The organism is Holtiella tumoricola, assembly GCF_027857615.1.
Taxonomy (GTDB): domain Bacteria; phylum Bacillota; class Clostridia; order Lachnospirales; family Cellulosilyticaceae; genus Holtiella; species Holtiella tumoricola.
Genome location: NZ_JAQIFT010000016.1, coordinates 133,730 through 154,656, shown reverse-complemented (window position 1 = coordinate 154,656; position 20,927 = coordinate 133,730). Strand labels below are relative to the sequence as shown.

General features: G+C 33.5%; 20 protein-coding genes. 17 read left to right on the top strand and 3 right to left on the bottom strand.

Annotation, left to right across the window (positions count from 1 at the left end):
* Nucleotides 1–46: 46 nt before the first annotated feature.
* A complete protein-coding gene (gene ilvA / locus PBV87_RS04310) occupies nucleotides 47–1,246 on the bottom strand; it encodes a threonine ammonia-lyase (protein ID WP_271011270.1) in 1,200 nt (399 codons plus the stop codon).
* A gap of 502 nt (nucleotides 1,247–1,748) precedes the next feature.
* Here ilvA and PBV87_RS04305 point away from each other — a divergent pair.
* The 8 genes from PBV87_RS04305 (at nucleotide 1,749) to PBV87_RS04270 (ending at nucleotide 10,001) form a co-directional block, all read left to right on the top strand.
* Nucleotides 1,749–3,191, top strand: coding sequence for an efflux RND transporter periplasmic adaptor subunit (locus PBV87_RS04305; RefSeq protein WP_271011269.1), 1,443 nt, complete (start codon nucleotides 1,749–1,751; stop codon nucleotides 3,189–3,191).
* Between the two features lie 2 nt (nucleotides 3,192–3,193).
* Complete coding sequence (locus tag PBV87_RS04300) at nucleotides 3,194–3,901, top strand: ABC transporter ATP-binding protein (RefSeq protein ID WP_271011268.1); 708 nt, start codon at nucleotides 3,194–3,196, stop codon at nucleotides 3,899–3,901.
* Entirely contained in the window at nucleotides 3,898–5,106 is a 1,209-nt protein-coding gene (locus tag PBV87_RS04295) for an ABC transporter permease (RefSeq protein ID WP_271011267.1), read from the top strand. The genes PBV87_RS04300 and PBV87_RS04295 overlap by 4 nt, the downstream gene beginning before the upstream one ends.
* A gap of 39 nt (nucleotides 5,107–5,145) precedes the next feature.
* A complete protein-coding gene (locus PBV87_RS04290) occupies nucleotides 5,146–6,183 on the top strand; it encodes a TolC family protein (protein WP_271011266.1) in 1,038 nt (345 codons plus the stop codon).
* A 144-nt stretch (nucleotides 6,184–6,327) separates the two neighbouring features.
* Nucleotides 6,328–6,702 (top strand): hypothetical protein, encoded by a 375-nt coding sequence (locus PBV87_RS04285; protein ID WP_271011265.1) that lies wholly within the window; start codon nucleotides 6,328–6,330, stop codon nucleotides 6,700–6,702.
* Between the two features lie 25 nt (nucleotides 6,703–6,727).
* Entirely contained in the window at nucleotides 6,728–7,582 is an 855-nt protein-coding gene (locus PBV87_RS04280) for a hypothetical protein (RefSeq protein ID WP_271011264.1), read from the top strand.
* Nucleotides 7,583–7,658: 76 nt separating this feature from the next.
* Nucleotides 7,659–8,705, top strand: a complete 1,047-nt coding sequence (locus PBV87_RS04275) for a GerMN domain-containing protein (RefSeq protein WP_271011263.1) — start codon at nucleotides 7,659–7,661, stop codon at nucleotides 8,703–8,705.
* 36 nt (nucleotides 8,706–8,741) lie between these two features.
* Complete coding sequence (locus PBV87_RS04270; RefSeq protein ID WP_271011262.1) at nucleotides 8,742–10,001, top strand: transglutaminase domain-containing protein; 1,260 nt, start codon at nucleotides 8,742–8,744, stop codon at nucleotides 9,999–10,001.
* Between the two features lie 26 nt (nucleotides 10,002–10,027).
* Here PBV87_RS04270 and PBV87_RS04265 read toward each other — a convergent pair whose 3' ends face one another.
* Nucleotides 10,028–10,222 (bottom strand): hypothetical protein, encoded by a 195-nt coding sequence (locus PBV87_RS04265; RefSeq protein WP_053984268.1) that lies wholly within the window; start codon nucleotides 10,220–10,222, stop codon nucleotides 10,028–10,030.
* Between the two features lie 147 nt (nucleotides 10,223–10,369).
* On the opposite strand from PBV87_RS04265, the gene PBV87_RS04260 reads away from it, so the two are divergent.
* Complete coding sequence (locus PBV87_RS04260) at nucleotides 10,370–10,912, top strand: hypothetical protein (RefSeq protein ID WP_053984267.1); 543 nt, start codon at nucleotides 10,370–10,372, stop codon at nucleotides 10,910–10,912.
* 33 nt (nucleotides 10,913–10,945) lie between these two features.
* Here PBV87_RS04260 and PBV87_RS04255 read toward each other — a convergent pair whose 3' ends face one another.
* The gene (locus PBV87_RS04255) at nucleotides 10,946–11,953 is read right to left on the bottom strand and encodes a LacI family DNA-binding transcriptional regulator (RefSeq protein WP_271011261.1); all 1,008 of its coding nucleotides are present in this window, start codon (nucleotides 11,951–11,953) and stop codon (nucleotides 10,946–10,948) included.
* 269 nt (nucleotides 11,954–12,222) lie between these two features.
* Between PBV87_RS04255 and PBV87_RS04250 the strand changes: the two genes are divergently transcribed.
* From PBV87_RS04250 to PBV87_RS04215, 8 genes are all read left to right on the top strand, one after another.
* A complete protein-coding gene (locus tag PBV87_RS04250) occupies nucleotides 12,223–13,590 on the top strand; it encodes an MATE family efflux transporter (RefSeq protein WP_082238728.1) in 1,368 nt (455 codons plus the stop codon).
* A gap of 236 nt (nucleotides 13,591–13,826) precedes the next feature.
* Nucleotides 13,827–14,078, top strand: coding sequence for a (2Fe-2S) ferredoxin domain-containing protein (locus PBV87_RS04245; protein ID WP_053984265.1), 252 nt, complete (start codon nucleotides 13,827–13,829; stop codon nucleotides 14,076–14,078).
* Nucleotides 14,069–15,778 carry a [Fe-Fe] hydrogenase large subunit C-terminal domain-containing protein gene (locus PBV87_RS04240; RefSeq protein WP_271011260.1) on the top strand — a complete coding sequence of 570 codons (1,710 nt, stop codon included), beginning with the start codon at nucleotides 14,069–14,071 and terminating at the stop codon, nucleotides 15,776–15,778. The genes PBV87_RS04245 and PBV87_RS04240 overlap by 10 nt, the downstream gene beginning before the upstream one ends.
* Nucleotides 15,778–16,950 (top strand): SpoIIE family protein phosphatase, encoded by a 1,173-nt coding sequence (locus PBV87_RS04235; RefSeq protein ID WP_198524900.1) that lies wholly within the window; start codon nucleotides 15,778–15,780, stop codon nucleotides 16,948–16,950. The genes PBV87_RS04240 and PBV87_RS04235 overlap by 1 nt, the downstream gene beginning before the upstream one ends.
* A gap of 173 nt (nucleotides 16,951–17,123) precedes the next feature.
* Entirely contained in the window at nucleotides 17,124–17,996 is an 873-nt protein-coding gene (locus PBV87_RS04230) for a DUF4358 domain-containing protein (RefSeq protein WP_271011259.1), read from the top strand.
* A 9-nt stretch (nucleotides 17,997–18,005) separates the two neighbouring features.
* Nucleotides 18,006–19,391, top strand: coding sequence for an MBOAT family O-acyltransferase (locus tag PBV87_RS04225; RefSeq protein ID WP_271011258.1), 1,386 nt, complete (start codon nucleotides 18,006–18,008; stop codon nucleotides 19,389–19,391).
* Between the two features lie 11 nt (nucleotides 19,392–19,402).
* Nucleotides 19,403–20,524, top strand: coding sequence for a DHHW family protein (locus tag PBV87_RS04220; protein WP_271011257.1), 1,122 nt, complete (start codon nucleotides 19,403–19,405; stop codon nucleotides 20,522–20,524).
* Nucleotides 20,525–20,677: 153 nt separating this feature from the next.
* Entirely contained in the window at nucleotides 20,678–20,902 is a 225-nt protein-coding gene (locus tag PBV87_RS04215; protein ID WP_198524899.1) for a hypothetical protein, read from the top strand.
* Nucleotides 20,903–20,927 lie beyond the last annotated feature (25 nt).

Below are 20,927 nucleotides of genomic sequence, written 5' to 3'. Positions count from 1 at the left end.
GGAAATTATAAATAAAAAATGCCCTATTAAAGGGCATTGAAAATGCTTAATAAAGTTGTGTAATGAAATAGCCACATTCTTCAAATGTATTTTTGATGAGGTGAATATGTTCTGGGCCATTTGTTTCAACTGTAACTTCAAGAAGTACATTTTTAAAACGATTACGTGCTTTAAATTGGTTATGGTCAAGATTAACCACATTGGCGTTAATACTACTTAAGATTTTAGATACTTCAAGAAGTTCGCCTGGTGTATTAGGAAGCTCGATGGTGAAGCAGAAGAGACGTCCACGAGATACGAGTCCGCTTCTAATCAGTGCAGAAAGTGTTAACATATCAATATTACCACCACTGATGATAGCAGCTACTTTTTTGCCTTTGAAGTTAAGCTTCTTAAGTGCAGCAAGAGAAGCAGCACCAGAAGTTTCTGCAAGGAGTTTATGTTTTTCTGTTAAGATAAGTAAACTATCTACAATCGTACTATCTTTAACAGTAATAATATCATCTACATAGTCTCTTATGTAAGAGAAAGTAAGTGAACCTGGTGTTTTTACGGCAATACCTTCAGCAATTGTATCCACTTTATCAAGAGAAGTAAGTGTGCCAGATTTGAAGCTACGGTACATAGCATTGGCACCTTCAGCTTGAACACCAATCACTTTAATATTTGGATTAATAGATTTTGCATAAAGAGCAACCCCGCTAATAAGGCCACCACCACCGATTGGGCAAAGAATAACATCTAAGTTTGGAATGTCTTCTAAAATTTCAAGACCTACTGTACCTTGGCCATAGATTACATCTGGGTCATTGAAAGGGTGAAGGAACGTTGCACCATTTTCTTTTTCAATACGAGAAGCTTCCTGGAAAGCATCATCATAACAACTACCATGAAGTACTACATTACCACCAAAATCTTTAGTAGACTGAACTTTTAGATAAGGTGTTGTTTCTGGCATAACGATTGTTGAGTTTACATGGCTTAAAGTAGCTGCATAAGCTACACCTTGAGCATGGTTACCAGCAGATGAACATACAACGCCTTTTTCTTTTTCTTCTTCAGAAAGGCTTCTAATTTTATTCAGAGCACCACGAATTTTATAAGCACCAGTTACTTGGAGATTTTCACATTTTAAATAGACTTCATTGCCGCTTAAATTAGAGAAGACAGGACTATGTAAAAGAGGAGTTTTGATAACAACATCTTTTATATTTTCGCGTGCATCTTGAACTAATTTTGCATACATAAGGAACACCTCGTTTCGAATAAAAGTTATGGCTTATATTATAAGGCAAACTGTTAAAATATACAATTAAAATAATTTACTTCCAACTTCTATGCTTTACAAACGTATGTACATATTGATTAGAATTTTAGAGTTTAATTATTAAAAAAACTTAAGAATTATATTGTGTGTAAATTAATATTTAAATGTTAGTATAATAATTGGAATATTAATAGATAATTTATAAAAAAGATGCTTATAGGCTTAAAAATAGATCGGTAATAAATTTAGAGATCATAAGGAGGGTATAATGAAAAGAAGGGAAAGGTTTTTTAATTAGGGGTAGGGTTGTATGAATAAAATATATGAATAATAATTCATACTATTTTAATATGAATATGATAAATTTTTCATAGTTGAAATATTATACATATCAATAAAAAAGTGTTTGACAATTCTTATATTAAAAACTATATTATGATATTATACGCAATATAATATTGTAGGAGACAGGGAGGCAATTATGAAAAGTAAGAAGAAGTTAACTGCTATTATAGTAGTTGTAGTTATTGGGGTCTTTTTAGTAGCAGGTATGCTAAAGGGGGGGAATCAAGCTGTAGCTTTGGCTGGTGATCCTAAAGGGACATTTGTTAATGTAGACCGTGCAATGACACGTGATATTCAAACTAAAATTTCATCTACAGGAACTGTAAAAGCAGAAAAAAGTGAGGTTGTATTTGCTGAAGCGAGTACAAAAGTAGAAACAATAAAAGTAGAAGTAGGAGACTATGTAAAGCAAGGCGATGTGCTCTTAACTTATGATATAGAAACAAAAGAAAACTTGCAAAGAGATTTAGAAAAGTTAGAACTTCAGATGGAGACAGCTCGTATTGCTCTTGGTCAACTTCAAGGTGGAAGTAAGCAAGCTATTATGCAAAGTCAAACAGAACTTGCAACGATAGACAAAAATCTTACAGATTTAGAAGAAAGTATTCGTCAACTAGAAACTTCTCTTACACTTGCAAAGAAAGATGTAGAACAAGCGGAAAAAAATCATAATGTAACAAAAACTTTATTTGATGAAGGTTTAGCTGCACAAAAAGAGTTAGATGATGCGGAAAAAGTTTTATTAAATGCTAAAGAACAAGTAACATCTATTGAAAGTAAAATAGCATCTTCAGAAAAAAATATTGAAACAGCTAATATGCAAAAAGCTAATGCACAATATAACTTAGATTTACTTGAAAATAAAGTACATGATGAAACAAAAGCACAAAATATTTTAATGAAACAAAATGAAATTGCTTCTTTAGAACTTCAAAAAGAAAGCTTATTAGATCAAATCTCAAAAGTGAAAGAACAAGTTGTAGCACCAATGGAAGGTGTTGTCTCAAAAGTAACAGCACAAGAAGGTGGCTTTGTAGCACCAGGAGCAGAACTTGTAACAATTATTAATCCAGATAAACTTATTGTAAAAGCTGAGATTTCTCCATATTATGCAGCCCAATTAGAAACTGGTCTTCAAGTGAATGTGAAGTATAATGGTTCTACAACAGTAGAAACACAAGGAACTGTTTCTATGGTATCTCCAGTAGCTGTCCAAAAGGCTGTTCAAGATAAAAGTGCAGTAAGTACAGCTATTCCTATTGAAGTTACTTTAGAGAATGCTAATGGGCTAAAAGAAGGTCTTACAGTGGACTTAAAGATTATTACATCAGATGTAAAAGGTGTTGTAGCAGTACCATTACTTGCCACAATGACAGATAAAGAAGATGAAAACTATTTATTTGTAGTAGGTGCTGATAATATGCTATCAAAACGTATTGTTAAACAAGGGGCAGCAGATAATCAATATGTACAAGTAAGTGATGTAAATGCAGGTGATCTCATTGTAACTAACCCTACAGAAGCACTTACAGATGGAATGAGCGTAAGTTATCTACCTCTTGAAGAAGTAGGTGAGTAAGTATGATCCAGATTGATAAAATGAATAAAGTCTACAAAAATGGTAACTTAGAATTACAAGCCCTATTTGATGTAGATTTTAAAGTTGAGGCAGGAGAATTTGTCTCTATTATGGGACCTTCAGGTTCAGGGAAAACTACATTTCTTTCTATATTAGGGTGCTTAGATCAAGCGACAGAAGGTGGCTACATATTAGATGGTGTTAATGTATCAGAATTAAAGGATAAAGATTTCTCTAAAATTCGTAATGAGAAAATTGGATTTGTCTTTCAGGCATTTAATTTATTACCTAAACTTACTATTTTGGAAAATGTAGAAGTACCTCTTATGTATGCAGGAATTAAGCCAAAGGAAAGACGTGAAAGAGCTTATAAAGCATTAGAACGTGTAGGCTTAGGTGATCGTGTAAAACATAAGCCTAATGAGATTTCTGGTGGACAAAAGCAAAGAGTTGCGATTGCACGTGCACTGGTTAATAGCCCTTCTATTATTTTTGCAGATGAACCAACAGGGAATCTAGATAGTAAATCTAGTGAGGAAATTATGCGTATTTTCCAGGAGTTAAATGATGAGGGTGCGACCATTGTTATGGTTACTCATGAACCTGAGATAGCAGCTTATACAAAACGTAAAGTGGTGTTTAAAGATGGGAAGCTGACTCAAGATGAACAACTTCAACAACAAAGACTTGATGTGGGAGGATTAAAATGAATCTCATAGAATGTATTAAAAGTGCGATTAATCAGCTTCTAGGCAATAAAATGCGTACGTTCCTCACTATGCTTGGCATGTTTATCGGGATAGGTTCGGTTATTATGGTTCTAGGTGTGGGTGCTGGTGTCAAAGATATGATGATGAGTACCTTTAAAGATGTTGGTAAAGGTTCTGTTATGATTCAAGTGAATAACTGGTCACCAGAATATATGATTAATCAAGATGACCTAGAAGCTATAGGAGAAATGAAAGAAGTTAAAGAGGCCATACTCTATACAGAGAATTGGTCAGATGTAATTAAAGATTATAAAGATGAAGATAAGTGGGTTATGTTTGCAGGTGTACCTTATAATATGGATGTTGTACAAAAACTTACTATTGTTGGTGGGCGTATGTTTACTGAGAAAGAGGAAACTGCAAAAACAAATGTATGTGTTGTATCAGAAACCTACGCAAAGGCAGTTATGGGATCGAACAATGCTAAGGATGCTATTGGTGAAACTATAGAACTAAACATAGCGGGTGAAAAGCATAGCTTTGAAATTATCGGTCTTACAGAGCAGATGACTTTCCCAGGCATGCCAGAAGATATGATGCCTATTATTATTTATTTACCTTTTGCAACGATGGATCAAATTACTAACTTTGGAGATTTACGTAGTTACTGTGCAGCATTTATGACTGAAGAAGGGTATGATCCAAATGAAGTAGCCTATCAAGTAGGAAGGTTTTTAGATAAACGCCATAATGTAAAAAATGGCTATACCACACAAAGTGCTACAAGTATGATTGGCCAATTAGATACGGTTATGAGTATTGTGACAGGATTCATTAGTTTTGTTGCTGCTATTTCCTTATTAGTAGGCGGAATTGGTATTATGAATATTATGTTGGTAACAGTTAAAGAACGTACAAGAGAGATTGGTATTCGTAAAGCTGTAGGAGCAAGTAATGGTGAAATTATGAGACAATTCTTAGTGGAAGCTATTATTTTAACCGTACTAGGTGGTATAATAGGAATGATACTAGGTTATGTAGGTGCAGCAGCTTTAGGAGGAGCTTTTGGCTTAAATGTTGTTCTAACACCAGGTATGATTACTTTTGCAGTGGGTACTTCTAGTGCCATAGGAATTATCTTTGGGGTATATCCTGCAAAACAAGCTTCAAGGTTAGACCCAGTAGAAGCTTTACGTTATGAATAGAAATAAAAAAGATTAAAATTAAACAAAAGGGGTGAAAAGATGGATACAAGAAAAATGCTAGCATGCTTGTTAGGTGCTACTTTGATGGTGCAAGCGGGTAGTTTGACTTATGCAAAAGACGTTGAAGAAGCAAAAGTACTTTCTTTAGATAATGCCATTAAACAAGCACAGTCCAAAAGCCTCCAACTTAAAATAACAGAAAAAAAGGGCGACTTGGATAAAGAAAATGCTGATATGGCTTATCTACAAGGTGGATACTATGCTTATGATGCACAAAACGTACAAGCTACATATACAAGAAAGCAGCAAGAAGTTATAAAAGATCAAATTACACTAAGTGTTACATCACTTTATGAAGATATCTTGTTAAGTGAAAGACAGTTAGAGATGTTAAATAGTAACATTGCGCTTCTAGAAAAACAGAACTTAAAAAATCAGATAGAAAAAGATAAAGGGCTTAAAAGTGACCTTTATATGCAACAACAAGATTTAGCCTATCAACAAACATTACAAAGTAAGACAGATCTAGAACAGCAACTAGATTTAAAGTACACTCAACTAGGCAATATGGTGGGTGTAACGATGAGTAGATATAAGTTAGAAGATCCAAATGTAATTTATGAACCTTATAAAGAGGTTGCTAGTTTAAACGCATTTGCAAGTAGTCAAGCAGAAAAACATATTGATCTTTGGAAAGCGACTGAAGACTTAAGAGTAGCTGAAGAAACACCAATAATGACTTATGACTATATTCAAGTAATAACAATGCGTACTAATCGTGAAATTGCAAGAGATTCAAAACAGTTAACAAAAGAGAATTTAGAAAAAGCTATTCGCGAAATTTATGTGAATATTAAACAACTAGAACAACAACATGAAATTTATGTTTCAGATTTAGTTCTTAAAGAGAAAGAATTAGCAGTAAACAAGATTTACCTTGAAAAAGGGATGATTTCACAATTACAATATGATCAAAGTGAGTTGGCTTATGAAGAAACACTTGTTAAGCTTGAACAATTAGAAAATCAACATAGTGTCCTTAAGTTTAAACTGAATCATCCACATCTTATCGCATAAGGAATCAAAGTGAATAAAGTGTATAGAAAGATAGCAATTGTATGGATTGCTATCTTTTTTCATAGAATCTATTAAAAATTAATATTGTGTTAAAATTTATTCGTCATAATAAGGCATTATAGATACAAAAGAAGAGGGGACTATATGATAAACTATTATCTTACAGAAGATATGAATCAACAAGAAATTTTAAAAAGATTAAAAAAGAATCTTAAAGATGATACAGTTCTTAAGATAGGTCAAAATAATAAAGGGGAAACATTTGTAGAAACAGATTGGTATGTATATCTCATAAAACTTAGAAATAATCGTTATACAGTACCCGTTATGTGGTCAAAATCTAAAAGACCATATTTAGTAGCAGGTATTTTTACTGTGGTATGCCTTCTGTTTTTTGTGGGAGGTTTAGTTACAGATATTAGTATAGTAGTCATATTGGTAGGTTTAGGACTGGTAAACGTTTTTAAGCGTAGGGAGATTAATAATATGAAACTAGCTATAGAAAAGGCATTAGGTTAAAAGTGATAAGAAAGGAGACATTGATATGAAGATAAAAAAGAATATATTAATCATACTGCTTATCATGGCATTGTGTGTACTGGTGATTATAGGGTGTGTTTATGGTATGAGGGAGTACTCTATAACTAAAGCAAATGATAAATATGAAGAACATATCAGTGAATCCAGCGAAGAAAGTATAGATAAAGAGCGACTATTTAAATTTGCAGAAAATATATTGGAAGAAACCTATAGGGGAAAAGTAGCCTTAATTGATTCTAGAATGACACTATTAGAAGCAGATGGTCATGATCGATATCTTGTAAAAGTTGAAAGTGTAGGGGTAAATAGCAAGGAAAAAATAGACCTATATCACTATTACATGATTTTGCAAAGAACAGCTCAAGATGAGCTTTATATGATGCCTTTTGGATTAGAAAGTTTAGTTGGAGAGGTAGAACAAATTAAAGAAGATGTATTGATTAGTATGCTAAAAGTAACAAATAGTTGGGAAATGAGTCAGTCAGAGGTACTAGATAAGTGGAATAAGAGTATGGAAAATACATATTATAATAATCTCAAACAGGCGACAGAAGAAATTAATAATATGTATTATCTACAAAGTCTCATTTGTTTTGTGAATGATTACATTTATAAAAATGGAGAAAATGCTTTTTTACCTATAGGTGGAGATAGTGTGGAACGTGAATTAATTGATTTTGCAGTAAGGGAAGTGAAAAATAGAGAAATGCAAGAAGAAAACATTGTAACTGTAGTTGGTAAATTAAGGGTATATGGGAAAGAATGGATTAAAGATTACAAAGTAGAAATGATGTATACCATTGAAATGGATGAGCAAGGAAACTTTAATATAGAGGAACAAAAAGGCTTTATACGATAAAAAAGCTAGCTTTTAGGCGTATTTTTAGGTAATATGAAAGAGAAAGGGTATCATTCTTGATGAAAGGAGTGTAAATATGCAACTAAAGAAACGAGTAGTTATTCCTGTACTTTGTGCAGTACTTGTAATAGGTTTAGGATTTAACTATGTTAAAAAACAAGAACCTAACGACATCTTAGTAGAAGAAGAAATTGCAGACTTACCTCAAAAACCAAGTGTATCACTAGATACTTATTTACCTGTTATTAAAGATACAATATGGACTTATGAAAGTAATGAAAAATATAGACCACTTTCAAGTTGGGTGGAGTTTATAAATAATGATGTTATGCAAATTAAATTTTTATATGGAGATAAAAGTATAACAAAAGTTTATGTTGAGGAAGAAGATGCAATTTATGAAGTGGCATCTGTAGAAGATGTAGCCATTAAAGAAAATTATACTACACTTAGACAATATAAAAACACAGTACTCAAACTGCCACTCACAGCTGGGAATAGTTGGGTGCTTTCAGATGGTGCAATACGTACGATTACTAAAGTGGATAAAAAGTATGACACACCATTAGGAGAGCAGAAAGGTATTGAGGTTACAACACTACATGATGATTACAAAATAACAGAGGTTTATGGGGAAAAAGTAGGACTTATATATGCTAAGTATGAAAATGATAATGGCGTTCAGGAATTTGAACTTAATCAAATAGAAAATAATAAAGCTCAAGAAGAAACGGTATCTCTTTATATAGCTAAAAAAGAAACGGGTGCACTAGAACTTATTAAGGAAAAAGTAGCTATAATGACCAATGAGGAACCTAAACATTTTTTAACGGATCTACTAAAAAAAGTAATGGACTCAGAGTACGTAACAACGCTATCAAATGGTGTCACTATTGAGAAAACCTTTAAAGATGATGAGAATTGCCTATATGTAGAATTAAGCGGAGAATTTGTAGATTTAAATTATAACGCAAGAGAACAAAAAGGAGTACTTGCAAGTTTAGTGCAAACACTTGGGCGTTACTATGATGCGGATTATGTTGTAATAAATATAGAAGGTGAAGCATATCCTGTTAAAGGAGGACAAGCGGACTCAAGAGGGCGTATCCGAGTAGTCAAATAGAGCCTTCGGATTTAAGGGTGATTAGGAGGCGAAGTATTGAAAAAGCATTATGGACTAAGATTAATAGGTATACTTATGATTCTAGTTTGTAGTTTAGCAGTACAAGTTAAAGCCAATGTGTTGAAAAATGTGGGGAATGTAAATACATATACAATACAGGTAGGAGATAAAGAAACTTTTCTTTCTAGAGATGGAAGTTTGGCAGCTTCTATTACAACATCAACAAATGTTACTTTACCAGGAACTTACTATGTAACACAGAAAGATAAAAGCGGAGAAATACAAATTACTTGTTTTACTATACCTGCACCAAAAGTCAATCAAGTATGGTATATTGAAAAAAATAGTCAATTAGAAGAAATTTTAAAATATGGCCTAGACACGTATCAAGAAGAAATGACTTTTAAATTTGAAAATGGAAAATATACTATTGATACTATGAAAAACTTATTTTCTAATCAATTAGATGCATTGGTAATGAAGTATCCTAAATTGTATTATAGCCAGTATAAGCTCACTGTTTATGGTGAGCGCAATCCGAAAGTTGTTTTAAAACTAGAATATGGTGTACAAGATAAAAGCAGGCTTACTAAGGATTCTGTTCAAGTAGATAAGATGATTAATAATACTATTTCAAGTCAGATTACATCTAAAATGACAGAAGTAGAACGTGAATGGAAGTTAGTTGATTACTTAGCAAGAAAAATTACATATGGAACCAATAAAGCAAAAACAGAACATATGATGAGTGGCGCGCTTATTGATACAGTAGCAGTATGTGACGGATATGCAAAAAGCTTAATGTATTTTTTAAATAGTGTAGGGATCCCTACTCAAATTGTTGAAGGAACGGCAGATGGTATACCACATGCTTGGAACTTGGTGAAACTTGGAGGCAACTATTATCATGTAGATCTTACATGGGGAGATCAAGATAGTAATCATATAGGACAATATTATAATTATATTAATGAAAAAGATAGCTATATGGAACTTAGCCATATATGGGATAAAACAAAATATCCGAAGGCAAATAATAATGCCTTACTATCAATTAATACACCTATCACTTTAGAAGGTGTCTACCGAGTAGAGACTAAGCAGGATTGGGACAACTTAAAAAAACAGTTTAGTGAGGATAAAATGAGAGAAAGAAATATTATATTCTCTAACCTGAGTATGAATAAATGGTCACTAGATAAAATATTACAAGAAATTGTTCAGCTGGCACAAGATGAGATTTATTATTCTAGTTATTATAAATATGACTGCTTAGTATTAAATTATAAGTATTAAAAAAAGAGGTGCTAGCACCTCTTTTTTTAATGGCTCCAGTTGCCTTTACTGTGGCAGTAAGGACATTCTATTTGGTCATCAGCTCTAGTAGAAAGATTAAGTAGTGCGGTAGGAGGATAGTAGCTATCACTGCTGTAAGCAAAGGGGTCAATAGCATTAGCTAGGTACTCGGGACCGTACATGTCATATCCACAATTTCTACAACGTATATAATTTGGCATATAAGAACACCTCCTTTAGGAGCAAATGGATTTAGAAATAGAATGCCCAATTTTTAGTAAATTATTCATTTCAAGATTTTGGGAGGATAAAAAGTATAAATTTCCACATGCTATTGCTATATCAAGTCTAAAGGAGTGAAGCAAAAGATGAAGAAATTTGCATTGAAATTTGTAAGTATGGCCTTTGTATGGATTATGTGTATGAATGCAGTCATGGCATGTACAGCAGCACCAAAGGCTGATGTTAGCAAGCCTGAACCAGCTCCAAAACCTAATACTTATATAAATTTTGAAGTTAGCGCGGCTGTTCCAACTCAAAAAGAAGATAAGAAAGTAAATGCAGCAACAGTAAAAACTGCAACAAAAGAAAAAACAGAAGAAAAACAAGAAGAACGTAGTAATGAACCAACACCTTTTGTCATTGACAATTTTAAAGTGATTCAAAATGCACTTTGTAAATTAGGTATTTCAAATGAAGAACTTGAAGTAATGATTAAAGAAGGCAAAAAACTACCAGAAGTACTTGAAATGCGTAATATAAAAGTAGAACGCTTTAAAAAAGCTTTATTAAAACAATATTATGCAGCAATTAATGAAGGTGTAAAGAATAAACAAATTACAAAAGAAGAAGGCAAGATGCTTAGAATAGCTATTAAAGCAAAAGTGATGTCTTGGCTTACAACCAAATAGATAATAAAAGAGGAGGGGTAGTACCCTCCTCTTTTATTGAAAACTTTCACGGAAAATGACTTTGTGAGGAACAACAACTTTAATAGATTCTGTACGTTCACCATTGATACGTTCAAGTAAAAGTTTAACACCTGTTTGTCCCATGAGCTCAGTATAAATTTTTATGGTAGAAAGTGTAGGGGAAGTATATTGGGAAGTCGGAATATCGTTGCAACCAATAAGTTGAAGATCTTGAGGGATGGAAAGTCCGGCTTCTGCAATTGCTCTTAAAGCTCCTATTGCTAGAGTGTCACTTGCAGCAAAAATACAAGTAGGCAATTCTTCTTTATTTGTTATGATAAGGTCTTTCATAAGTGTATAGCCACTATGGAAGTCGAATTGACCTATGCGAACATAGTTTGGGTTATAGAGATCAATTTTTGTGAGGTAATCTTTGAAAGTTGTCTCCCGTGTATCATCTAATGTGGTATTCGTATAAGGAATGACCTCGTGACCTCCGATGAATCCTATTTTTTTATGACCTTTTTCGATTATATGATGAAGAACGTGTTCTGTAACATCGGCAAAATCAACCACAACCGAGTCATGAGCAAAGTGTTGTTCATTGGAATGGATAAAGACGATGTTTTGTGAGTAAGTAGTAAAACGGTCAATGTGCTCTTGGGAGAATTTACCTAATATGATAAGGCCATCAAAAGTAACATTAGGAAAATTCATCTCTAATGCATCAGAGTTAAAGATTTTCACAAGCTCAATGGAATGGGTGGAGCAAGCTTCTTCTATTCCTAGACGAATGGAGATGAAGTAAGGGTCATTGAGTTCTTGAAGTTCATTAAACCAATGGACAAGACCAATTGTAAGTGTTGTAGGTTTAGGTTTTTTTGTACGTATAGGTTTTTGATAGGATACAAGCTCTGCAGTTTCAAAGATTTTCTTACGTGTTTCTTTAGATACGCTAATTGTTTCATCATGATTAAGCACACGTGAGACGGTAGCGGCAGATACATTACAGAGTTTTGCTAATTCTCTAATTGTTGCCATGTAAAAGTCTCCTTCTAAAATAAGATTATATAAAAGACATTATTCAAAGATACTGTCTATAATGTTTATAGATATAACATATATTTTTATGGTAAATAAAAAGTATAAATAAGTCAACTAACTGAAAAAGATGTCTGCTAAAATACCAGTACCAAAAGTGCAGATTTTATTAATCCATACAATTAAAAGAGTAGACTATAATACATAATTAAGGTAAGATAGAATGAGTTTGAGCATAGAATAAACTTGGAAAAGGGGTAGGTGAAAAAATGAAACAAACTATAAAAGATATGACGAAAGATAAGGTTTTCTTTAAATTACTTTTTACAATAGCTATTCCTATTATGATTCAAAACCTTATTAGTTCATCATTAAATATGATTGATACCCTAATGATTGGGCGATTAGGAGAGGGAGAGATTGCAGCTGTAGGTTTAGCCAATCAAATTTTCCTTCTGATTATGGTTGGATTAACAGGAATTTGTGCAGGAGCAGGTGTATTCATTTCTCAATATTGGGGAAAAAAAGATCTGACTAATATTAAGCGTATGTTGGGGCTAGCGCTTATGGTGGGAAGTGTTTATGCCTTAGTCATCACTGTTGTTGTACAGGTATTTCCAACGCAAATGATAGGCTTTTTTAATAAGGAACCTAAAATTTTAGAACTTGGCACAAGTTACATAAAAATCGTTTCGTTTAGTTATATTTTAACAGCGATTACATTTGCTTATAGTTATGGGCTTAGATGTATTGGGCGTACAAAACTACCTATGGTTGCGAGTGCTATTGCAGTACTTATAAATATTATTTTTAATGCCATTTTTATTTTTGGATTAGGTATAGTAGAACCAATGGGGGTAGCCGGAGCAGCTCTTGCAACACTCCTTGCACGTATTGTAGAAACAGTATGTATCGTTGGTGGGATTTATATTAAAAAGTATGAGCTTGCAGCAAAAGCAAAAGAACTTTTTGTAGTCCCAAAAGAATTGATAGAAAAAGCAACCAAACCTATGCTTGCTATTACAGCCAATGAAATATGCTGGGGACTTGGTTCACTGATCTACACTAAAGCTTATGGACATATTGGTTCGACGGCAGTTACAAGCATTCAAATTGTTAATACCATTACAAACTTTTTCTTAGTGGTCATCTTTGCTATTGCGGCAGCAGTCCTTACTATAATAGGAAATGCCATTGGTGAAGGAGATATAGACAAAGCAAAATTATATGCTAAGCGTATTATTATCTTATCTACAGGACTAGGTATTTTGATTTCAATAGGGATTGCATTAACGGCGCCATTGGTTGTGAGTTGTTTTAATGTCACACCAGAAGTAGCTCAAATGACAATTAATGTATTACTCATTAATGCAGTAATTATTATACCGAGAGTTTATAATATTGTTATGATTATTGGTATTTTTAGAGGTGGTGGAGATACAAAATGCTCCCTTATTTTAGAAGCATGTACTATGTGGGGAATAGGTGTGCCCTTATCCTTTATTGGTGTCTATGTATTTAATTTAAGATTAGAGTATGTAGTGATGATGCTTATGCTAGAAGAAGTGGTGAAAGCTATTTTATGTATGACACGTTTTAAATCGTATAAATGGATTCATAATATGGTAGAGCATTAAATAAAAAAATACTTAAAAAGTATAAATGTTTGATGAGCATAAATACATTGTATAAATGGAGAAGAAAGAGTTATAAAACAATGAGCAATCTTGTTTTATAACTCTTTTTTCTATAGTTCGCATTCATATCATAACCTATGTAAAGAATTTTCCAAAGAAGGTTGATACTATGAAATAGAAAGTTTATAATAAAATCATAGTATTTGTTAAAATTTAGACTATTCAGGGGTGAGTCTATGGAAATTAAAGTATGTGTAGGAAGTGCATGTTATGTGAAAGGGTCTCATGACGTGATAGAAAGGCTTCAGCAACTAATCCGAGACTATCATTTAGAAGAACGTGTCATTTTGAAAGCAGCATTCTGTCTGGGGCATTGTACAGAGGCAGTTTCAGTAGAAATGGAGGGCTTGATTTATAGTGTTCCAAGAGAAGGTGTAGATGACTTTTTTAAAGAGCAAGTCTATAGGAGAGTGAGAACATGCAAGTAATGAATTTTTCAAGTACCAACTGTAAAAATTGTTATAAATGTGTCAGAACATGTGCAGTGAAGGCTATCGAAGTGAAAGATGATAAGGCACATATTATAACAGAAAGATGTGTGGCATGTGGCCATTGTTTAGTCGTATGTCCTCAAAATGCAAGGGATGTCAAATCTAGTTTAGACCAAGTTAAGGCAGCACTTGTAGAAAAGAAGCAAGTCGTTGTTTCTTTAGCACCCTCTTACCGTGCCTACTTTGAAGAAAGTAATAAATTTATAGCAGGGCTACGTGCACTTGGCTTTAATCAAATAGAAGAAACAGCTGTAGGAGCAGAAGTTGTTTCTAAAGCTTATGAAGACTACATACAAGAAACCGAGATAAAGGAATTGATTACAACATGCTGCCCATCTACGGTGAGACTTATTGAGCGCTATTATTCTGATTTGATTCCAAATATGATGCCTATTGTATCACCTATGATTGCACATGGGCGTATGATCAAAGAGGTTTCACCAGAAGCGTATACTGTCTTTATTGGACCTTGTATCTCAAAAATCTGTGAAGCCCTTAGTGAAGAGCTAGATGGGGATATAGATGCTGTACTTACCTTTGATGAAATCATGCACTATTTTGGTGAACAAGGCATTGATTATAAAAAATTAGAGCCAGATGAACCCAATCTTGTAGGGACTTTAAGAGGTAGTAAGTATCCTGTAGTAGGTGGTGTTTTAAATGGTATACGTAAAGTGATAGAGGATAATCATCTAGAAGTATTACGTGTACATGGTATGGAAAACTGCAAAGAAATACTCAATGACTTACGAGCAGGTAAATTGAAAAATGTATGTATTGAGATGAATATATGTAGTGAAAGTTGTATTGCAGGGCCAGGAGGTCATAACCAAGAAGGCAGCGTATTTACAAGATTAAGTGCCATTCAAAAGTTTATGCGTAAGCCAGTAGATCAAAAAAGTGATGTGAAATACTATAATCCAAAAGTATCTTTCTTACGTAATTTTAAAAATAAGCAGGTAGAAATTTATACAGCAACCAAGGAGCAGATTCATCAAGTCCTAGAAAGCATGGGAAAAGTTGAAAAAAGTGATGAACTAAACTGTGGAGCTTGTGGCTATGAAACTTGTCGTGACAAAGCTATTGCTGTATTACATGGTATGTCTCAAATAGATATGTGCTTACCTTATACAAGAAGTATTGCAGAAAGATTAAGCAACGAAATTTTCTACAACTCACCGAATAGTATTTTAATATTAGATAGACATTGTAAATTAATAGATATGAATCCAAGTAGTGAACAGCGCTTTGGATATAAAGGGGATTTAATGAAAGGTAAAAGCATCAGTATTATGATGGATCCTAAGCCTTTTGAAGAAGTGCTAAGAACAAAAACTTCTTCAAATAAGGAGAAAGTAGAATTTACAACCTATGACTTTATTGCCTATAGACATATTATTTACCTAGAAAAACAAAAAGCACTTTTGGTCATCTTTGCAGATATTACAGATGAAGAAAAGCGTAAAAAAGAAGTTTTAAGTTTAAAAGAAAGTACACTGGATGTGACTCAGTCTATTATTGACAAACAAATGCGTGTTGCACAAGAAATAGCCAGTTTGTTGGGAGAGACAACTGCTGAGACAAAAGTGGCTATTATGAAACTTAGGAAAGTGCTGAATGAAGAAGGTGACCGCTAGTGAGGTATTCCATAGATATAGGTAAATACAGTATGAACAAATACCACGAAGAGTTGTGTGGTGATCACGTTGAGATGGTCAAAACAGAGGATGGTATGATTATTGTTTTATCAGATGGGCTAGGCAGTGGGGTTAAAGCTAATATCTTAGCCACACTGACTTCAAAAATAGCTATTACCATGCTAAAAGAAGGCGCAAGTATTGAAGAAACCATCTCTACCATTGCAAATACATTGCCAGAGTGTCAAGTAAGAAAGTTAGCGTATTCCACATTTACAATATTAGAGATTAAAGAAACAGGGGAAGCCTATATGGTAGAATATGATAACCCACCTGTTTTCTACTATCGTAAAGGAGAAGCTTTCCCACTTCATAAGAGGACGCGCACCATTAATAATAAAGTGATTTATGAAAGTAATTTTCAGATGCGACTAGGTGATACACTTGTTATCATTAGTGATGGGGTTGTACATGCTGGAGTAGGGATGACACTCAATTTAGGTTGGCAATGGGAACATATCGACCAATATTTGACTGACCTTGTAAGAGTAGAACAAGAGGCACCTATGATTGCAAGAGATTTATTAGGCGTATGTGAAAATCTCTATGACTCCAGACCAGGAGATGATACAACGGTTGTAGCAGTTAAGTTACAAGAAAGAACTTATCTAGATTTATTTACAGGTCCACCAAAAGATCAAGCTAGTGATGGGCTTTTAGTAGAACAAATAAAAGCAGCAAGAGGAAAAGTTGTACTTTGTGGTGGTACAACAGCAAATATTGTAGCAAGAGAGCTAGAGGAAGAGATTTGTATTGATTTACAAAATTATAATCAGAAAGTACCTCCTATGGGATATATGGCAGGTATTGATTTGGTAACAGAAGGCTTACTTACTTTAAATGCTACAAAGGAAATACTTTCTAATTATTTAGAGGAAAAACAAAAAGGATTAGGTGTCATTCGAATAGATGGATTAGATGGTGCTTCAAGACTTGCACGTATGTTACTAGAAGAAAGTACCCATATTACTTTTTGGGTAGGGCAGGCCATTAATCCAGCTCATCAAAATCCAGATTTTCCAGCTAATTTTAACTTGAAAAATAGTGTGGTTAAAGATGTAGTGAAACTGCTTAAAGTGCTAGGGAAAGAAGTAGAAGTACATCATCTATAAATGAATAGATAAGTGAGTAAAAAGGGAAATGCTATAGGGTATTTCTCTTTTTATTATGTCCAAATGAAATGTACCAATATATACCAGGTATAAAAACTGGAACTTTATTAGATAACACTACGTCTTAATGTTAAAATGATAATGATTTGATGACAAAAAGGAGAGACTAGAATATGAAATTAAATAAAAAACTTATAGGACTTATGCTTGCACTCACTGTAGGAGGCGCACTTGTTGGATGTAGTAGCGAAAAAGCGCCAGCAGAAGATACAACAATTGAAACGCCATCTGTTGATAAAGAAAATGAGGGAACAAGTGAAGAAGAAACACAAGTACCAGAAGAAGATATAGAAGAGACAGATAAAACTGAAGAAAGCACAGAAGAAAAAGTTGAGGAAAAAGTAGAAGAAGAGAAAAAAGAAGAACCTAAAAAAGAAGAAGTGAAACCAGAAACAAAACCAGAAACAAATAAGCCTGTGACAAAACCAGAAGTATCTAAACCAGAGACATCCAAACCAGAAACATCAAAGCCAGAAACATCCAAACCGGAGACATCAAAGCCAGAAACATCCAAACCAGAAACATCCAAACCGGAAACATCCAAACCAGAAACACCAAAACCAGAAACGACACCAGAAACAAAACCAGAAGTAACAACAATGACTGCATCTGAATTAATGGCGAAAGTACTTACAGGAGATGTTGAGATGCCAGGTATGATGAATATGGAAAGTGCATTCTTTGCAGATACATATGGTATTGATACGTCTATTCTTAAAAGTTATGAAGTACGTATGCCAATGATGATGGTTCATGCAAGTGAAGTTGCTGTATTTGAACTTAATAATGCAAGTGATGCATCTAAAGTTATTGCAGGTATTGAAAGACGTGTAGAATCACTTAAAAATCAATGGCAATCTTATTTACCAGCACAATTTGAACTTGTTCAAAACTATAAAACAGCAACAAAAGGAAATTATGTTATTTTTGTAATTAGTGAATCAGCAGACACTGTTATTAGTAATTTTAATGCACAAGTAAAGTAGGGGTGTTATATGGTATTTAGCAGTTTACTCTTTCTGTTTATATTTTTACCGATATTTTTAATGATTTATTACGTAGCGCCAAGAGGGTTGCGTAATTTCATTTTGTTTATTGCAAGCTTAATCTTTTATGCTTGGGGTGAGCCTGTTTATGTGCTCATTATGATTTTTTCAACCGTGTTAGATTATACTGTTGGACGTGTTATTGACCATTATAGAAGTCATTCAGTTATTCCTAAAATTGCACTTATTGTATCAATGGTAGGTAATTTAGGGATGTTAGGATTCTTTAAATATGCTAACTTCTTCATTGATAATGTCAATAACTTCTTAAATCTTGATATTCATTTCTTACAAATCGCATTACCAATAGGGATTTCTTTCTATACGTTCCAGACCATGTCTTATACCATTGACTTATATCGTGGAAAAATTGGAGTACAAAAGAATATTATTTCATTTGGTGCTTATGTAGCTATGTTCCCTCAACTGATTGCAGGCCCTATTGTAACTTATGAAACAGTAGAACATGAGCTAAATCATCGCGTTGAGACACTTGATCAATTTAGTGAAGGGATTATGCGTTTTATAGAAGGTCTTGGAAAGAAAGTACTTCTTGCCAATAATATTGGGATGGCATGGGAAGCGGTAAAGGCTATGCCAGCGAGTGAGTTGACTTTTGTAGGTGCATGGTTTGGAATTATAGCCTTTGCGCTACAATTATACTTTGACTTTAGTGGATACTCTGATATGGCTATTGGTTTAGGAAAGATGATGGGCTTTAAATTCCCGGAAAACTTTAACTATCCTTATATGTCTGAAAGTGTAACAGAGTTTTGGCGTAGATGGCATATGACACTTGGCAGCTGGTTTAGAGAGTACCTCTATATTCCTCTAGGTGGAAACCGTGTAAGTAAGCCAAAGTTCTATCGCAACCTAATGATTGTATGGTTTTTAACTGGATTTTGGCATGGAGCAGGGTGGAACTTTATTTTATGGGGGCTATTCTTCGGTGTGCTTATTATTATAGAGCGTGCAGGTCTTTTAAAAGCACTTGATAAAATGCCACGTTTTGTAAGTCATATCTATTTATTAGGTGTTGTACTGATTAGTTGGGTATTATTTGCTCTTGAAGAAAGTAGTCATATTATAGTGTACTTAAAAGCTATGTTTGGCTTAGGGGAAGCAGGTATACTGAGTAACCAAACACTTTATCAGCTTTCAAATTATGCAGTAGTCATCCTCCTTGGAATGATTTTTGCTACACCTATCATGAAGAAGCTTCAAATGAAGTTGAAACCATGGATGCTTTATATCTTCTATGTAGTTGTAATGCTTTTAAGCACAGCTTACTTAGTCGATTCAACATTCAATCCATTTTTATATTTTAGATTTTAGGAGATGATACTTTGAGACGTAGCTTTCAAATCATTTTAACAGCTAGTTTTATTGCTTATATAGGAGGCTTTTTTGCACTTCAGCTCATAGCTAAAGATAAAACTTTTTCAGAACTTGAAAATAGAACATTAGCCACTAAGCCAAAGTTTACCACTGATAAATTCTTTAAGGGGACTTATGGTAAAGAGGTAGAAACATATATAGCAGATCAATTCCCGGGGCGTGAGACCTTCATTGCAATGAAGTCTAGGACAGAGCTTTTATTGCAGAAAAAAGAAAACAATGGGGTGTATATTGGGAAAGATGATTATTTCTTACAGAAGTTTGAGACACCGGATTTAGATTTGATGAATAAGAACATCAACTATATTAATCAATTTGCAGAAAACTTTAATGTATATTTTATGTTAGCACCAACAGCAACTAAACTATATGAAGATAAATTACCAGCGTATGCAACACCTTATGATGAAAAATTATTTATTGATACTGTAGACAATGGACTTAAAGATTCTATCCATACAATAGATGTATTTGCAGCACTAGATGCACATAAAGAAGAAGATCTGTATTATAAAACAGACCATCACTGGACGACTCTTGGAGCGTATTATAGCTATTTAGCTTTTTGTGAAGCTTATGGGATAGAGGCTTTAAAAATGGAAGATTTTGACCTTGCTATTGGCAGTGAAGCTTTTTATGGCTCACTCTTTTCTAAAGGGAATTTTACTTTTGCAAAGCCAGATACTATTGAACTTTTTATACCTAAACAACCTGCAAAGCTAGAAGTGTTCTATATGGCTGATAATAGAACAACGGATACAGTTTATGAGATGGGACAACTGGATAAAAAAGATAAATATACTGTTTTCTTAGGTGGTAATCATCCGATTATTACGATTAAATCAAGTGTGAATAATGGGAAAAAGTTAGCTGTTATTAAAGACTCTTATGCCAATGCAATGATTCCTTTTTTAACAGAACACTTTGAAGAAATACATGTACTTGATTTAAGATTTTTAAATATGCCTATTGCAACTTATATGCGTGAAAATGGCATAGAAGATGCATTAATGCTTTATAATGTACAGAACTTTGCTACGGTTAACCAACTTAGTTTATTAGGGAAATAAATAAAGATGTAGAAATAGAGTTCTCAACTTGAAAGGAAGTTACCGGATGGGTAGCTTCCTTTTTTTATAGTGAAGAGAATGATATAATACTCTAAAAGAGATGATTAAGAGGAAAAGTTTATAATCTATCTATAATAAAGAAATGCTAAGTAAGTGTTACAACGAGAAAGGATTAAAAAGATGTATTTGACAGAACTAGAATGGCGTGGCTGGTACTTTTATATAGAAGAAGATAATCAGGTATTTGGCAAAACAAAAGTGATTGCCGAGCGAGGTGATCTAGAAGAGATTTTCTATACAACTGAAGACTATTTATGCGAAGAACTTTGTGAAGATTGGTATCAAGAATACCTTTATATGTACAGTGGTGAAGTTTAAATTAAAGCTAGCACAAGAAACCAAG

What these genes read in the sequence shown, in the direction of transcription:
- PBV87_RS04295 (WP_271011267.1), top strand. Translation starts at nt 3,898, where the DNA reads ATGAATCTCATAGAATGTATTAAAAGTGCGATTAATCAGCTTCTAGGC.
- PBV87_RS04290 (WP_271011266.1), top strand. Translation starts at nt 5,146, where the DNA reads ATGGATACAAGAAAAATGCTAGCATGCTTGTTAGGTGCTACTTTGATG.
- ilvA (WP_271011270.1), bottom strand. Translation starts at nt 1,246, where the DNA reads ATGTATGCAAAATTAGTTCAAGATGCACGCGAAAATATAAAAGATGTT.
- PBV87_RS04230 (WP_271011259.1), top strand. Translation starts at nt 17,124, where the DNA reads ATGAAATTAAATAAAAAACTTATAGGACTTATGCTTGCACTCACTGTA.
- PBV87_RS04225 (WP_271011258.1), top strand. Translation starts at nt 18,006, where the DNA reads ATGGTATTTAGCAGTTTACTCTTTCTGTTTATATTTTTACCGATATTT.
- PBV87_RS04305 (WP_271011269.1), top strand. Translation starts at nt 1,749, where the DNA reads ATGAAAAGTAAGAAGAAGTTAACTGCTATTATAGTAGTTGTAGTTATT.
- PBV87_RS04260 (WP_053984267.1), top strand. Translation starts at nt 10,370, where the DNA reads ATGAAGAAATTTGCATTGAAATTTGTAAGTATGGCCTTTGTATGGATT.
- PBV87_RS04250 (WP_082238728.1), top strand. Translation starts at nt 12,223, where the DNA reads ATGAAACAAACTATAAAAGATATGACGAAAGATAAGGTTTTCTTTAAA.
- PBV87_RS04300 (WP_271011268.1), top strand. Translation starts at nt 3,194, where the DNA reads ATGATCCAGATTGATAAAATGAATAAAGTCTACAAAAATGGTAACTTA.
- PBV87_RS04285 (WP_271011265.1), top strand. Translation starts at nt 6,328, where the DNA reads ATGATAAACTATTATCTTACAGAAGATATGAATCAACAAGAAATTTTA.
- PBV87_RS04245 (WP_053984265.1), top strand. Translation starts at nt 13,827, where the DNA reads ATGGAAATTAAAGTATGTGTAGGAAGTGCATGTTATGTGAAAGGGTCT.
- PBV87_RS04240 (WP_271011260.1), top strand. Translation starts at nt 14,069, where the DNA reads ATGCAAGTAATGAATTTTTCAAGTACCAACTGTAAAAATTGTTATAAA.
- PBV87_RS04280 (WP_271011264.1), top strand. Translation starts at nt 6,728, where the DNA reads ATGAAGATAAAAAAGAATATATTAATCATACTGCTTATCATGGCATTG.
- PBV87_RS04275 (WP_271011263.1), top strand. Translation starts at nt 7,659, where the DNA reads ATGCAACTAAAGAAACGAGTAGTTATTCCTGTACTTTGTGCAGTACTT.
- PBV87_RS04255 (WP_271011261.1), bottom strand. Translation starts at nt 11,953, where the DNA reads ATGGCAACAATTAGAGAATTAGCAAAACTCTGTAATGTATCTGCCGCT.
- PBV87_RS04265 (WP_053984268.1), bottom strand. Translation starts at nt 10,222, where the DNA reads ATGCCAAATTATATACGTTGTAGAAATTGTGGATATGACATGTACGGT.